The organism is Paenibacillus suaedae, from assembly GCF_032337355.1.
GTDB lineage: Bacteria > Bacillota > Bacilli > Paenibacillales > Paenibacillaceae > Paenibacillus_B > Paenibacillus_B suaedae.
This window is the reverse complement of record NZ_JAVYAA010000007.1, coordinates 226284-241768: the sequence shown is the minus strand read 5'-3', so window position 1 is coordinate 241768 and position 15485 is coordinate 226284. Positions and strand designations below refer to the sequence as shown.

Genomic DNA, 15485 nt, shown 5'->3' with positions numbered 1-15485 from the left:
TCGAATGAAAAAATGTATTGTATTCGGCAATTGTCACGTATTTCCCATACGCAGGTATTTGATGGCATCTCACACATTCCGTTACAGTTATAAGCTGGTAGATGTGCTCCCTATCCAAAACTGCAATCAAGAGATCGGTATCGGCGATCATGTGCTGAACGATTGTGATTTGTTCATTTACATGAAGACGAGCGATGCCTACGGCGAGCGCTTGTCTAGTGATTACTTGTTAAGCAGGCTGCCGCCCCATTGCAAGAAAATTAGCATTGGCAACGCCTACTTCAAATCCTACTACCCTCAATTTACTTACAATAACAAGAATACGCTGTATGGATACGAGGATCAGAACGTTCTCCGGTTATTGAAGCAAGGAGAGAGCAAGGAGCGAATTGTCGCCATATTGTCTGACGAGCAATTCTATTCCGCCAAAGAACTGCAAATGATCCACAATGAATTCATGTATAATCTCCGCCAACGCGAATTCGACATTGATATTCCGCTTGCGAATTTCATCGAGCAGCATTATCAGAAGGAGCATCTATTCTGCACGGTCTGCCATCCTCGGTACCATATTATCCGCTACTTAGCGATGAACATTTTGCAGCGAATCGGAATTTCTACGATGGAAATTGCGCAAGCCTTTTACGATTCAGACTTCATCGATTTGATTCACCCTATTTATCCAAGCGTCATCAAGCATTTGGATCTGAGATTTCTACAGCCAGGTGCGCGTATCTATTCGCTGGGAGATGAGAAGTTCACCTTCCAAGAATATATCGCACGGTACGTGGATATTCACAGCCAAGAACTGCAAATGGTGTAGGGCTTGCATAAGAAACCGGATCATATGTAAAAAAAATCAGAGGGCACTCAGCCTCTCTGATTTTTTCTGCCTTCTGTCTTCTGTTCTCCGTCGAAACATTCTCGGTCTTCTATTTTGATTTCGCAACTAGTTCTCTGTTTAATAAGAAGACCTTTCCTTTTTCATTTATATTGTTGAGCAGCTTGGACAGCCCTCTGACCAACCTTAGAATTCGGCACATTATAAATTGCCACTTGCACTTTGCCGCTTTTCGCGTCGATGACAAGATGGTAAGGACCTAGCGTACTGATTTCGCCGCTTGCTCCATCAATGTTCAATTTCGTAATATCGTCATACGAGAGGCTCTTCTCTGTTTCTGTGATGGCTGCCTTCATCTTTGTCCGGATGCCCTCGTCCAAGGAAGAGAGCTGAGGGTCGAGATTGATTTGATAGATTTCACCGGTTTGTGCTTTGATCGTAACCTCAGCAGCAAATATTTTCTCCGCTCCCTTTACGGGATGCGTTACGGTTCGATAGGCTTTCGAATAAAGAGTAGGCTCTTTCTTCCCATCGATTTTATACGAATACCGTACGCCTTCAAAGTCGATTTCTTCATTTACAAACGGCTTCAAAGCCTCCTGCGCCTTCTCCACCAGCTCCTTGTCCAAATCCTTAACGGTCTTCGTGAATCCCGGCTCGCCTTGTTGTTTGGAGTTGGCCGCAGCTGCCACAGCGGATGTCGGTGCCGGAATGGATGCCATAAGCAGCGCTGCTGCGGTTACAGATAATAGAACTACGTTCCACCGTTTCATGAATAAATCCTCCTCCTACCCATTAGTTTCTCTTGCCGTTCTCAGGCAACAGACTGATACCGTAGCAGTTCCCTTTCAAGTCCACTCTGGCTTCTATCGAAGGACTTCCTTTTTTCGTAAAGGCAAATTTATTTCCGTATTTCGACTCCTGCTTCGCCTCGTACCCGCTCAAGTTTATATTGAATATTGATTTTGTTTTGGCTTCTACCGCAGCCTTCACCTTCTTGATGTCCAAATCCGCATATGCTTTATCTTTATCAGGAACATCCATTTTCTTTATAAGAACATCATAGATTTTACCCGTAACAGCACCGATCTCCAGGCCTATCCACTGCTCTTCATCGCCGCCGCTAATTCGCCATACGTAAGAATCCTCTTTCATTTTCGGATCGTTGTTCACGAACTTGTGCAGTTGGGCTCTCGTTAATGCTGGATTTCCGCCGTTCGAGAACTTCTTCAAGGCTTCTTCTGCATTTTTCCGTACTGAAGCGTCTATATCCTTATAGGAGAAGTCGATATAAGCGGTATGATCCTGATCTGTCATGGAAGCGGCAAAATCCTCACCCAGCATCGAAATACGGGTTTCATTCGGGGATTTATGTAGATCCACTTGTTTCGGTGCATACTTCCGTTTATTATTCAGCTCCTTAAGCAAGCCAATCATCTTGTCCTGCTTGGCCTTTTCTAGTTGATCGAAGGTGAGGCGCAGGTTCAAAAACACGATTTCCTTCGTGTTCTTGTTCATCATCATATTCCCTATATTGTCTTTGAAAGTAATCGTCAAGTTCACTCCTTCCATGTTCACATCGGCCTCAACGATAGACAAGCCTGACAAATCACGAACCTCTTTTTTTATTTTCTCTTGGGTTTCCTTATCCACATCTGTTAGCTTCATCGTGTTCTGTTCACTCGCCTGTGCGACCTTCTTCGATGCATAAGATTCCGTTGCAGGTAAAGCTGTCAGTACAAGCGCCGCTGCCGTCATGCATATCCATACTTTGTTCCATGATTTCATTTGAAATTGCTCCCTTCAGCATTGTCAGTTTATGTGTTCCTTTTCTGTGTATCTAATCCGTTAAGGGGATTGTCATTTCCAAGTCTTTGATGTAATCCACCAGTGGTGTATCTTCCGTCACGAATGTCAGTTTCTGATCGGGCGATACCTGGTCATATTCCGCGACAAAGCGATAATTCTCGGGATCGATCACCCGGATTTGCTCATCCATGAGCAATTGCCCTTGCTCATCTTCCAAATATAAACGACGACCGTTATCAAACGGATTGTCGCCAACCTTGCTGTAATAGACAAATAGTTTGTCGCCCTTCCATTCCAAGCGCGTCACTTCCAAACGTCCAGCCGCTCCTTGGCTGAGAATAAGTGGCTTCTCTTCGCTTGGCATCTCGTTAACCGTAGTTTTATTTTGAGACCGTGGTTTCTTAGATAATGTTCTGAAATACGGCTTCAACGTAATCGATTTCGATGGATGTTGGAACGGTGCGAAATTGAAGTTGCACGTAATGTGCTCGATCCCATTAATCAATGTCCCTGATCCATCCCTCCCGTTAATTGGCTGGAGTTCATTTCCGCGATCATCGAAGATGGCAACATTAAGTCCCAATGGCTCTAACTCTTTAGGACGATGTGGATGCTCGTGTTTCAAAATAACCCGCGTTGACACTTCCGACATTTCGATTTTATCTACTTTCACGACGGACTCCCCGTGCTTTCTTACCATGTCCGATGTGATGGTTCGCGAAGCAACCTTTTTCACGGGGAAGCTGAATTCGAATCGATCCTGCTCCATTCCCTCCAAGAACACAAACAGCTTCAATTCGAACTCATCGGGCAGATTCCAGTTAGGTGTAAAGTTAATGACACTGTTTACCGTCTTGCCGTCTTCCGATAGGATGCTATCCCGTAAACTGCTCGCAAAATGATCGAGTTCTCCGTCAATCGCCAGCTTTACCTGTTCGATTTTCCGCCCAGGCGCTGTTTGAACGAAGCCCACAGATAATCTTGCCCCATCGTAGATGACCTTGGATACTTTCAGCGTTTCTCCGTTTATCGTCACGCTTTGATTGACATTATCGACGAGCCCCTTTTCATCCGCTGCCTGCAGCCCTAAGTCCCCCGCAATCGTGAACACGGTATTCAGAAGCGGAATCTTCTTCAATGTCTGCGCCATCACCGGCGACACGAACCCAGAGCCGATAATGCCCATGCCGATAAAAGATACCGCTGCCGTTATGACGGCGACTTGGCGCAAGCGTCTCTTTTGTCGGCTTGCTGCATTCGATCGCAGCGCGTGAACGGACTTCACAACACTCTGCTTCACAACATCTGGCACAGCATCCCGCTTAGCCGCCAGGTCTCGCAGCTGCGCATAGGTAGCGTCGTAGCGCTGCCGCACCACTTCAGGGACTTCGAGCGGCTCATTGGCAGCCGCCTGCTTGAGCACATGCTCCATATCAACATGTTTCATAGTCGCCCGTCCTTTCAAAAGGATTGTCCATCACCTTCGCCAACGCTGCACGGGCCCGATGCAAGCGCGACTTAATCGTTCCTTCTGTTGTGTCCAGCAGCTCCGCAATGTCTCTCACAGACATGTCCTCAAAATAATGCAGCGAAATGACGATGCGGTGATTATCCTCCAACCGATCAATCTCCGCCATCAGATCCAAGTACTCGAAATGCTCATTATCCGCAACAGGTGCGGCTTTTGCCGGAAGATCAGCCATAATGACAACCCGCTTCTGCTTGCTGACTAATTGATGACATTCATTCATTACAATACGGAACATCCATGTCTGGAAGTAGGCAGGTTCTCGTAAAGTATGTATCGCGCGAAACGCCTTGAATATCGCCTCCTGAATCACATCAGCGCAATCCTCATCCCGCTTCAAGATGGAACGTGCTACCCGATATAAACTGCGCTCCATACCTGTAATAAGCCGAATAAATGCTTCGCAATCTCCCTGCTGTGCCAGCCTTACTTCGTCCACCGTTAGCACATTGATAATCCTCCCTCAAGATTTAAATAAGCTTATTCTATTACGTTAGATTGGATATGAAGGAAGTTGGTTCCATCCAATCAACATTTCATTTGGCAGGACAAAAAGCCGTTCATGACAAACCTCCCCAATTAAGAAGGGTCGAACAGATGTACAAATAAATATATTTTCCGTATTTTTCCTAATGAGGTATTGAATATCTACCTGTCACATATATACTGATTATAAATAAATATCATTTGATATGTATCAGATGATATCCTAATGGATTTGGATGCCTACTAGGGAGGAGACCCGCTATGCCGCCTAAGACGAAATTTTCGCGGGATACGATCATTGATGCTGCCTTCAACATTGCCATGCGAGAAGGAATCTACAGCATTACGATTCGCAAGGTCGCAGAACATCTGGGAAGCTCAATTGCGCCTATTTATGTCAACTTCACAGATGTTGCGGAGCTCATTCAAGTGGTTGTACAGCGTATTTTTACTTTCAGCGACGATTATCTCCTCAGTCAGGATACGGGTCAGCCATTCCATGATATTGGCGTTGCCACACTCCGCTTCGCACGGGAATACCCGCTCCTGTTCCGCGACATGGTCATGAGACCGAACCCCTATTTGCAGCATGAGCCGGGCGAGATGAACAGCCTTATCGACAGAATGAAGACCGATCCGGAGCTCGCGGATTTCACAGACGAAGAGCTGATGCCTATTCTGCTTAAGATGAGAATATTTACGCTAGGTCTGTCCGTTATGACGGCTAATGGCCTGCTGCCAGAAGGCTTCAATGACATTGAGGTCATGGACAGTACGTCCGCCGATATTATTGCTGCCGCCCGCATGCGGCAGAAAGGGGAGCAATTATGAATCGTCAGGAAGCGATGAGTCGAATCGAGCGGCAGTTTAGAAGCGTTATTCAGCGCAATCACAAGCTTCACAATGCCTATTTCCTCGTACATTGCGAGCCGCTAGGCATTCATCTGAACATGGCGGAAGGCATGACGCAAGGCAAGCCAGCCCTTCCGCAGCAGCGCTATTATATTGCCAGCATTAGCAAACTGTTCACCTCGGTACTTACAGCAATGCTCGCCGAAGAGGGCAAGCTCACCTATGAAGATCCCATCCATCATTACCTTCCCTCTGAGCTGATGCACAAGCTGCATGTTTACAAGGGCACCGATTACTCTACTCAAATTCAAATCAAGCATCTGCTCAGCCATACGTCCGGATTGAACGATTACTTTGAGGATCGCCCCAAGCAAGGCCCGCGGATGCTCGATCTGTTCACCTCGGAACCTTCGCGCCAATGGACGCCGCAGGAGGTTATCCAATGGTCCAAAGAGCATCTGACTTCCCATTTCCCTCCCGGACAGGGAATCCATTACTCGGATACCGGATACCACTTACTAGGCTTACTCATTGAAAACATTACATCCAATCCACTCCATGAAACATTTCGCCGTTACTTATTCGAACCGCTGCAACTCCATCATACGCATATGGCGTTTTATTCTACACCGGCAGTAGAAGACCCTTATCCCATGGCCGACTTATATGCCGGCCAGACTGCAATCACCCATTACAAAAGCATCAGCATGGAATACGCAGGCGGCGCCTTAATATCGACCTCAGAGAACTTGCTGACATTCATGAAGGCTCTTACGAGCGGCAAGTTGATATCCAACGAAAGCCTCCAGCGCATGCAAGTATGGACGAAGTTCAGGCCGGGCGTGGATTATGGGTACGGCATCGTCCGCTTTCGAACCGTTCCAATCTTATTCCCGGCAAGATATAATGCGTGGGGCGCATGGGGCTATTCCGGAACCGTTATGTTCTATCATCCCGCCCTCGATGCCTATCTGATCTGCAGTTTGAATCAACTGCGATCCACCGCTAAGGCAGTTCGCATTATGTTCAAGGCCATTGACGTTCTCCTGAAGTGCAGATAGCCAAACGCAAAAACCCGCTGCCAGCGCTTGGGCCGACAGCGGGTTATCTTCCATCATGATTTCTTTCATTGTATCGAAGAGAACCTCTTCGTTACACCATTATCTTGCACATATCGTTCGTGAACTCCACTGGATCCTGCAGCGGCAAGCCTTCAATCAAGAGCGCTTGGCTGTACAGCAGGTTCGTATACAGGCTCAGCTTCTCTTCATCGGATGCATGAGCATTCTTCAGAGATTGGAACACTTCGTGGTTCACGTTGATTTCGAGCACCTTATCGGCTTTCACCGCTTGGTTGTTCGGCATCGCATTCAACACTTTTTCCATCTCGATGGATACTTCGCCTTCTGCAGACAAGCATACTGGATGGGACTTCAAGCGCTTCGAGGCTTTAACGCTCTTCACCTTATCCTTCAAGATGTCCTTCATCGCCTCGAACAGTTCCTTGTTCTCGTCTTGTTCGTCAGCAGACTTGTCATCGCCATCGGACTCGATGCCGAGATCGCCGCTCGATACGTTCTTGAATTCCTTCTCCTTGTACTTCATGAGCATCTTAATCGCGAACTCATCAATGTCGTCTGTGAAGTACAGAATCTCATAGCCCTTATCCAACACAAGCTCAGTTTGCGGCAGCTTCTCGATGCGTTCGATCGATTCGCCAACTGCGTAGTAAATGTATTTCTGATCTTCTGGCATTCTTTCTACGTACTCATCCAGCGATACCAACTTCTTCTCCTTGGAGGAGTAGAACATGATCAGGTCTTGCAGCACATCCTTGTTCATGCCATAGTCGCTGTACACACCATACTTCAACTGTCTGCCGAACGATTGGAAGAACTGCTCGTACTTCTCTCTTTCGTCCTTCATCAAGGATTGCAGCTGGCTCTTAATCTTGTTCTTGATATTCTTCGCGATCAAGCTCAACTGGCGGTCATGCTGCAGCATTTCGCGTGAGATGTTCAAGGACAGATCCTCGGAATCGACCATCCCTTTCACGAAGCTGAAGTAGTCTGGGAGCAGTTCTGCGCATTTGTTCATGATCAACACGCCGTTCGAGTACAGCTCAAGCCCCTTCTCATATTCCTTCGTATAATAGTCGAATGGCGTATTCTCTGGAATGTACAAGATCGCATTATATACAACAGCGCCGTCAGCGCTGATATGAATATGCTTCAGCGGCTTGTCGAAGCCATAACGCTTCTCACTGTAGAAGTTCTCATAGTCTTCTGTCGTCAGCTCATTCTTATTTTTGCGCCAGATCGGAACCATGCTGTTCACTGTTTCTTCTTCTTGATACGCTTCGAATTCCTTATCGTCGTCTTCCTTCGGACGATGCTTCGTCACATCCATCTTGATCGGGTAACGGATGAAGTCCGAATATTTCTTCACGATCGACTTCAGACGGTATTCATCCAAATACTCGTCATATTGATCATCTTCCGTGTTTGGCTTGATCTTCAATGTGATAACCGTACCCGGCACATCCTTCTCGCTAGGCTCTATCGTGTAACCGTCTACACCCTTCGATTCCCATTTGAACGCTTCGTCACTGCCGAACGCCTTACTAATTACCGTCACGACATCAGCAACCATGAATGCGGAATAGAAGCCTACACCGAATTGGCCAATAATGTTATGGCCATCCTTCGCTTCATTCTCCGTCTTGAAGGCGAGGGAGCCGCTCTTCGCGATAACGCCGAGGTTGTTCTCTAGTTCTTCCTTCGTCATCCCGATCCCTGTATCGGCTATTGTCAACGTACGGTTCTCTTTATCAACCGATACTTTAATGAAATAATCTTCTTTATTGAACACCACATTGTCATCAGACAAAGCTTTATAGTACATTTTGTCGATCGCGTCGCTCGCATTGGAGATGAGCTCTCTAAGGAAGATTTCCCGCTGCGTGTAGATCGAGTTGATCATCATTTCCAACAAACGCTTGGATTCTGCTTTGAATTGCTTCTTAGCCATGAATAAAAATCCCCTCTCATATCTTTTCTTGTCATTACTTACACGTAGTCATTATCATTAAAGTAAGTAATGGATTAGCACTCCACTACACAGAGTGCTAACAATATAGTAATAGTGTACCTAGTCTATTTTTTACTGTCAACTATATTACGTTCAAAATTGGGATTTTCTGATATAAATTTTTACTCTTATATCGAGCAGATAATGATGCTAGAAGCATACAAGCCTATCGCTAGACTTTACCTCCCGATTTCCGTTTTTATTTGTATGCCCCTCTATTTACAAACTCTCAAGTTTTCCATTACATCTCCTTAACCCTTCCATCACATAACCTTAACAAGCGGTTGCTATAATCCAGGTGAACAGACAAGAATGCACATTTTATAGATTCGTCTTATGGAGGGACATGACAAATGAAAAAGAAAGCTATGATCGCGCTAGCAACCGCATTGACATTGACTGCTGGAACAGGAATTACTTCGGTACAAGCTGCCGAAAGCGTACCGGCATCTCACGTTACGTACACGAGCAACGGGCAAACGGTTACGCCTGCTTCGCCGGCTGTAGAAATCGACTCCCGTCTGTATATGCCTCTTCGCGCACTTAGTGAAGTAACAGGCAAATATGTAGATTGGGATGAATTCAGAGGCAGTGTTGCGTTGACGGACAAGCCTGAGTTGACTGGCAAGTACAAGCTCAATGCAGCGGATCTAGCTGAAGGAATTAAGATGGGCATTGGTTCATCCTTGACTCATGTGCCTGGCGATCCTGACAATGTGTTCTACTCCACTGCTGACCGTGGCCCGAACGGCCAAGTTGAGGTTGGCGGCAAAACTCGCCGGACGTTCCCGTTAGCAAGCTATACGCCTAGCTTATACAAGATTCAAATCGATAAAGATGAAATTAAAATATTGGAGCAAATCCCACTCAAGGTGAATGGTAAAAATCCGACAACGGGAAATGCTCATATTACCGGACTTCCGAATAGTAAAGGTCGAGATGAAGCACCATTCGATGCCAAAGGGGAAAAAGGCCTAGCCTACGATCCATACGGACTCGATATCGAGGGTCTTGCTTATAACGCAAAGGATGACACGTTCTGGATCTCGGATGAATACGGCCCTTCCATCGTTCATGTGAAGCGCGACGGTACGATTATTGAGCGCATTGTTCCAAAAGGATGGGCTGCACAAGTCTCTACACCGCTTGTACCAGCTAGAGAAGTTCTTCCATCCGTATACAATAAGCTTCGCCAAAATCGCGGTGCTGAAGGCGTCGGTATTACGCCAGACGGCAAGTACATGTTCATGTCTATGCAAAGCCCGCTGCGCAATCCAGACAAGTCTACAGACAACTCGCGTCAACTACGCATCATCAAGTTCGATCTTGCGACATTGCAGCCAGTGGCTGAATATGTATATGTGACAGAGGATGCCAAGCAGTTCACCGGTCTGGATCAAGCAGACATTGTCATCTCGGACGTGGTAGCCATCAACGAGAATACGCTGCTGATTGACGAACGTGACAAAAATGCAGGCGATAAAGCTCAATTGAAGCGCATTTATGCGGTCGATCTCACGACAGCAACGAATATTCTTGGCAAGTATGACGACGAGAAGTCTGGCAAGACACTGGAGCAAATGTCTCTTGCTGATCTGAAATCCAACAGCATTCTGCCGCTTGCGAAGCGCACTGTATTGGATGCAGTTGAATTCAAATATCCGTATGAGAAAATTGAAGGTGTATCCCTCGTAGACGGCAACAAACTCGTAATCGTCAATGATAACGACTTCGGTGTGGACAGCAGCTCGTCCGACAACGGCACTGAACTGTGGACATTCAAGCTTCCTTACTCCATCCAATAACTTCACACCTACTTGCAGCACCCTGGAACGGACGTCAGCAGTCAGCGTCTATCCGGGGTGTTCGCGTATATTTCACACGATTCCATATAACCTACCTAATACATACAATTGATCCAAATACTAAATAAAAAGCTTCATCATATACATATATGGGTCTGTACATATAAGGAGGTTATTCAATTCATGAGAAAGAAAGTCATATCCGCCACACTTGCTGCTGTGCTCGCTGCATCGCTTCCGCTGACTGTCATGGCGCAACAGAAGTCTACTTCTACTGCCGCCTCATCATGGTATACAGAAGGGATTCAGGCGCTCGTCTCCAGAGGAATTCTTCCCGAGCAGACAAAACCAACGTCCACAATCCCGGTAAAGGACTTCATCCGCTATGCCGCACTATCGCTCACCTACCAGCATGGAATCGATCCAATGAAGGCAGCTGCGAATGAAGGCTGGGTCGACGCTGAGGAATTCTCCTCTCTCGACGCACCGATTACGCGCGGGGAGCTTGCCCGTATCCTCATTCGCGCCTATGAACTTGGCACAGAGGAACGCGGCGAGAAGACATTAACCGAATATACGCTGCGTGCTAAATCTCTTGGCTTACTTACTGGCTATCCAGACGGCAGCCTTCATGAAAATAAAGACGCGACTATCAGGGAAGCCGCCTCTGCACTTCGCAACCTGCGCAAGCTCCGTCTAGCTCAAATCGACAACAAGGGTGTACCGCTCATTTCCGTCGAGGATTTCATGCGCAACCCTGGCAACTTCTCGTATCAGTTGTCTGCGGACGGCAACTACATTTCTTATGCGGCAGCTTGGGAGAACCGGACGAATGTATTCGTGAAGAAGATGGATGGCTCGAGCGAGCCTGCACGCATCACTAGCTCCAAGGATCGCGATATTGCGGGGTTCTTCTGGAAGGGCGATCACATCCTGTACTTAAAGGACAAAGGCGGAGATGAAAACTACCACTTATATTCGGCAGCATTCAACGGCAATGCGGAGAAGGATCTCACTCCATTCGATAAGGTTCGCGTCGGGGTAGTCAGCACACTGTCCAATGTGAAGGACGAAATACTCATTACGATGAACAAGGATAACGCGAGAGCATTCGATGTCTATAAATTGAACGTGAAGACAGGGGCTACCAAGCTTGTAGCGAAAAACCCTGGCAATATCCAATCTTGGCTTGCCGATCACAATGGCGCCATCCGCATGGCTGTTGCTACGGATGGCATTGAAGGATCAGTGCTCTATCGCGATTCAGAGGACGCAGAATTTAAGCCTTTCATCACAACGGATACAGGTGAAACCGTCTACCCGCTTGGCTTCACGAAGGACAACAAGAACATTTATGCGATATCGAACAAGGGCCGCGATAAAACTGCGCTGCTCAAATACGACCTGCAGGGCAAGGAGCAGCTACTCTACTCCCATCCTGAGGTCGACTTAGATCGTGCAGTATATGACGACAAGCAAGATAAGCTGCTCATGGCTACCTATATCACAGACAAGAAGCATAATTATTACTTCGATGCGGACTTCGAAGCTCTGAACAAAAAGCTGCAACATAAATTGCAGGCAACGGAAAGCGAAATCCAAATCAATGATTACAACGACGCAAGAACGAAATTCATCGTCAGTCTGTCGAATGACAAGGTGCAGGGAAAATACTACTACTATGATTCAACGACGGATAAGCTGACGCTCCTTGCTGCCTTGAGCGACTGGCTTACAACGGATCAGCTTGCCGATATGCATCCAATCTCCTATAAGAGCAGAGATGGCTTAACGATCTACGGCTATTTGACACTGCCCAAAAATAAGCAGCCCGAACAGCTCCCGCTTATCGTGAATCCTCACGGCGGGCCTTGGGCTCGCGATGAGTGGGGCTTCAATCCCGAGGTTCAGCTGCTCGCTAACCGCGGCTATGCCGTGCTGCAAGTTAACTTCCGATCCTCAACAGGTTATGGCAAAGCATTCATCGATGCTGGCGACAAGCAGTGGGGACGCGATATTCAAAATGACATTACGGACGGCGTGAAATGGGCAATCAAGCAAGGCATTGCAGATCCAAGCCGCATCGGCATTTATGGCGCATCATTCGGAGGATACGCAACGCTGGCCGGCATAACCTTCACGCCGGATCTGTATGCAGCAGCCGTCGACTATGTAGGCGTGTCCAACATCTTCACCCTGCTGAATACGCTGCCGCCGTATTGGGAAGCGAACCGCAATATGTTCTATGCACGGATTGGGCATCCAGAGAAGGATAAGGAGCTGCTTAAGGAAGTATCCCCTGTGTTCCATGCAGATAAGATCATTACACCGCTCTTCGTCGCACAAGGGGCCAATGATCCGCGCGTAAATAAAGCTGAATCTGATCAAATGGTTGAAGCACTCAAGAAGAGAGGCATTAATGTAGAGTATATGGTGAAGGACAACGAGGGCCATGGCTTCCACAACGAAGAGAATCGAATTGAATTCTACAATGCCATGGTGAAGTTCTTGGATACCCATTTAACAAAATAGCTTCCAATCCATAAAAGGGCTCTTTTCCATGAGAAAGGGCCCTTTTTTTTGTATGTATGGCGATGTGTAAGAACAATATATTTCTTGAACTGTTATATTTTACATGAATCCTGTAATCCCAATATTTACGTATATACTTGAAGTAATTAAAATTATGAGCATATACAAAGGGGTTCATGTCATTGAAAAAGAAATGGATTGCTGCATCACTCGCGGCCGTGCTTGCAGCATCGCTGCCGACGTCCGTCATGGCGCAGAAGCCGGCCGAAGCTGCCACTTGGTACCAGAATGGGATTCAGGCGCTTACGTCCAAAGGAATTTTGGATGAACATGCAAAGCTGACGTCTACGGTTTCCGTTGACGAATTCGTCCGCCTTGCTGTCCTGTCACTCACGTACCAACACGGAATCGAGCCAATGAAGGCTGCTAAGAATGCAGGCTTGGTAGCTGATGGGGACTTCACCTCTCTTGATGCGCCGATTAAACGCGGCGAGATTGCCCGCATCCTCGTTCGTGCGCTTGGCAAAGAGCAAGACGAGAAGAGCTTGACCGATTATGCGGAACGCGCTAAGACGCTGGGCTTGCTCAAGGGATTCCCCGATGGGAAACTGCATGAGAATAACGCAGCAACTCTGCGCGAGGCTGCATCCGCACTTGAGAACGTTGTGAAGCTGAGCCGTTCCGGCATCGACAATAAGGGCGTGCCGCAAATTTCCGTCGAGGATTTCATGCGCAACCCTGGAAGCTTCTCCTATCAGCTGTCTCCGGATGGCAATTATATTTCCTATGCAGCACCGTGGGAAAATCGCTCGAATGTCTTCGTACAGAAGATGGACGGTTCCAGCGAGCCAGTGCGCGTAACGAGCTCCAAGGATCGTGATATTTCCGGCTTCTTCTGGAAAGGCGATCATATCCTCTACTTGAAGGACAAGGGCGGGGACGAGAACTTCCACCTGTACTCCGCAGCGTTCAACGGCAATGAAGAGAAGGAATTAACGCCATTCGATAAGGTTCGAGTCGGCGTAGTCAGTGCACTGTCCGGCGTTAAGGACGAGATTCTCGTCTCCATGAACAAGGAAGACGCCAAGGCATTCGACGTGTACAAGCTGAACATCAAGACAGGCGAAACGAAGCTGGTCGCGAAAAATCCTGGCGACATTCAAGAGTGGATTGCCGACCATGACGGCAAAATTCGCCTTGCCGTTGCTTCAGACGGCATCGAGGGCGTCGTATTGTACCGGGCAACAGAGCAAGACGAATTCAAGCCATTCATTACGACATCAGGCGGCGACAATGTTAGCCCGCTCGGCTTCTCTAAGGACAATAAGACGATCTATGCTGTATCCAACAAAGGTCGCGACAAGTCCGCGCTCGTCAAGTACGACCTTCAGGGCAATGAGCAGCTGATCTACTCCCATCCGGACGTCGATCTGGCAGGAGCGGTGTATGACCATAAGCAGGATAAACTGCTCATGACTGCATATATAACGGATAAAGTACATGTGAAATATTTTGATGAATCATTCGAGGCTTTGCACAAAAAACTTCAGCACAAGCTGCAGGCAACAGAAAGCGAAATCGGCATCAACGACTACAATGAAGACAAGACCAAGCTCATCGTCAGCCTATCCACTGACAAAGTGCAGGGCAAGTATTATTACTATGATTCCACAACGGATCAATTGACGCTGCTCGCCAACCTGAGTGACTGGCTCAATCCAGAGCAGATGGCAGACATGCACCCGATCTCCTATAAGAGCAGAGACGGCATGACGATTCATGGCTACTTAACGCTGCCGAAGAATAAGACACCGGAGAACCTCCCTCTGATCGTCAATCCGCATGGCGGTCCATGGACCCGCGACATGTGGGGCTTCAATACGGAAGCTCAGCTGCTGGCTAATCGCGGCTATGCCGTGCTGCAGGTTAATTTCCGCTCCTCTACGGGTTACGGAAAAGCATTCATCGACGCCGGCAACAAGCAGTGGGGCCGCAATATTCAAAATGACATCACGGATGGCGTACAATGGGCAATCAAGCAAGGCATCGCCGATCCGAAGCGCGTCGGCATTTACGGTGCATCCTTCGGCGGATATGCGACACTAGCCGGCATTACGTTTACGCCGGACATGTATGCAGCAGCCGTCGATTATGTCGGGGTATCCAACATCTTCACCCTGCTTGATACATTGCCTCCTTATTGGGAAGCGAACCGCAACATGTTCTATGAGCGCATCGGCCATCCGGAGAAGGACAAAGACATGCTGAAGTCCGTATCTCCTGTATTCCATGCGGACAAAATCACAACGCCGCTCTTAGTTGCGCAGGGCGCCAACGATCCGCGCGTGAACAAAGCCGAATCCGATCAAATCGTCGAAGCCCTCAAGAAGAGAGGCGTTGACGTCGAATATATGGTGAAGGACAACGAAGGCCACGGCTTCAACAATGAGGAAAACCGCATCGAATTCTACAATGCCATGGTGAAGTTTTTGGATACACATCTGAAACATTGATTAGATTCGTCGGGCCATATTCGCCAACA

Annotated in this window: 11 protein-coding genes; 6 read left to right on the top strand and 5 right to left on the bottom strand. The window is 47.6% G+C overall.

Going from position 1 to position 15485, the window contains the following annotated elements:
* The first annotated feature begins 4 nt into the window (after positions 1-4).
* The gene (locus RQP50_RS24230) at positions 5-823 is read left to right on the top strand and encodes a WcbI family polysaccharide biosynthesis putative acetyltransferase (RefSeq protein WP_315747010.1); all 819 of its coding nucleotides are present in this window, start codon (positions 5-7) and stop codon (positions 821-823) included.
* A gap of 161 nt (positions 824-984) precedes the next feature.
* Here the strand turns inward: RQP50_RS24230 and RQP50_RS24225 are convergent, their stop codons facing one another.
* Genes RQP50_RS24225 through RQP50_RS24210 form a run of 4 tightly spaced genes read right to left on the bottom strand, consistent with a single transcriptional unit; the run spans position 985 to position 4626 of the window.
* Complete coding sequence (locus tag RQP50_RS24225) at positions 985-1614, bottom strand: hypothetical protein (protein ID WP_315747009.1); 630 nt, start codon at positions 1612-1614, stop codon at positions 985-987.
* Between the two features lie 22 nt (positions 1615-1636).
* On the bottom strand, positions 1637-2629 hold the full coding sequence (locus RQP50_RS24220) for a hypothetical protein (RefSeq protein WP_315747008.1): 993 nt from the start codon (positions 2627-2629) through the stop codon (positions 1637-1639).
* Positions 2630-2681: 52 nt separating this feature from the next.
* Positions 2682-4097 carry a DUF4179 domain-containing protein gene (locus tag RQP50_RS24215; protein ID WP_315747007.1) on the bottom strand — a complete coding sequence of 472 codons (1416 nt, stop codon included), beginning with the start codon at positions 4095-4097 and terminating at the stop codon, positions 2682-2684.
* On the bottom strand, positions 4084-4626 hold the full coding sequence (locus RQP50_RS24210) for a sigma-70 family RNA polymerase sigma factor (protein WP_315747006.1): 543 nt from the start codon (positions 4624-4626) through the stop codon (positions 4084-4086). Before RQP50_RS24210 ends, RQP50_RS24215 begins: the two co-directional genes overlap by 14 nt.
* 299 nt (positions 4627-4925) lie before the next feature.
* On the opposite strand from RQP50_RS24210, the gene RQP50_RS24205 reads away from it, so the two are divergent.
* Together RQP50_RS24205 and RQP50_RS24200 are read left to right on the top strand one after the other, a co-directional pair.
* On the top strand, positions 4926-5495 hold the full coding sequence (locus RQP50_RS24205) for a TetR/AcrR family transcriptional regulator (RefSeq protein WP_315747005.1): 570 nt from the start codon (positions 4926-4928) through the stop codon (positions 5493-5495).
* Entirely contained in the window at positions 5492-6577 is a 1086-nt protein-coding gene (locus RQP50_RS24200; RefSeq protein WP_315747004.1) for a serine hydrolase domain-containing protein, read from the top strand. The genes RQP50_RS24205 and RQP50_RS24200 overlap by 4 nt, the downstream gene beginning before the upstream one ends.
* Positions 6578-6668: 91 nt before the next feature.
* Here RQP50_RS24200 and htpG read toward each other — a convergent pair whose 3' ends face one another.
* A complete protein-coding gene (gene htpG / locus RQP50_RS24195; RefSeq protein ID WP_028531964.1) occupies positions 6669-8546 on the bottom strand; it encodes a molecular chaperone HtpG in 1878 nt (625 codons plus the stop codon).
* 413 nt (positions 8547-8959) lie between these two features.
* Here htpG and RQP50_RS24190 point away from each other — a divergent pair, with 413 nt between their 5' ends.
* From RQP50_RS24190 to RQP50_RS24180, 3 genes are all read left to right on the top strand, one after another.
* Positions 8960-10411, top strand: a complete 1452-nt coding sequence (locus tag RQP50_RS24190; protein ID WP_315747003.1) for an esterase-like activity of phytase family protein — start codon at positions 8960-8962, stop codon at positions 10409-10411.
* Between the two features lie 183 nt (positions 10412-10594).
* Entirely contained in the window at positions 10595-12943 is a 2349-nt protein-coding gene (locus tag RQP50_RS24185) for a S9 family peptidase (RefSeq protein ID WP_315747002.1), read from the top strand.
* A gap of 182 nt (positions 12944-13125) precedes the next feature.
* The gene (locus RQP50_RS24180; protein ID WP_315747001.1) at positions 13126-15456 is read left to right on the top strand and encodes a S9 family peptidase; all 2331 of its coding nucleotides are present in this window, start codon (positions 13126-13128) and stop codon (positions 15454-15456) included.
* Positions 15457-15485 lie beyond the last annotated feature (29 nt).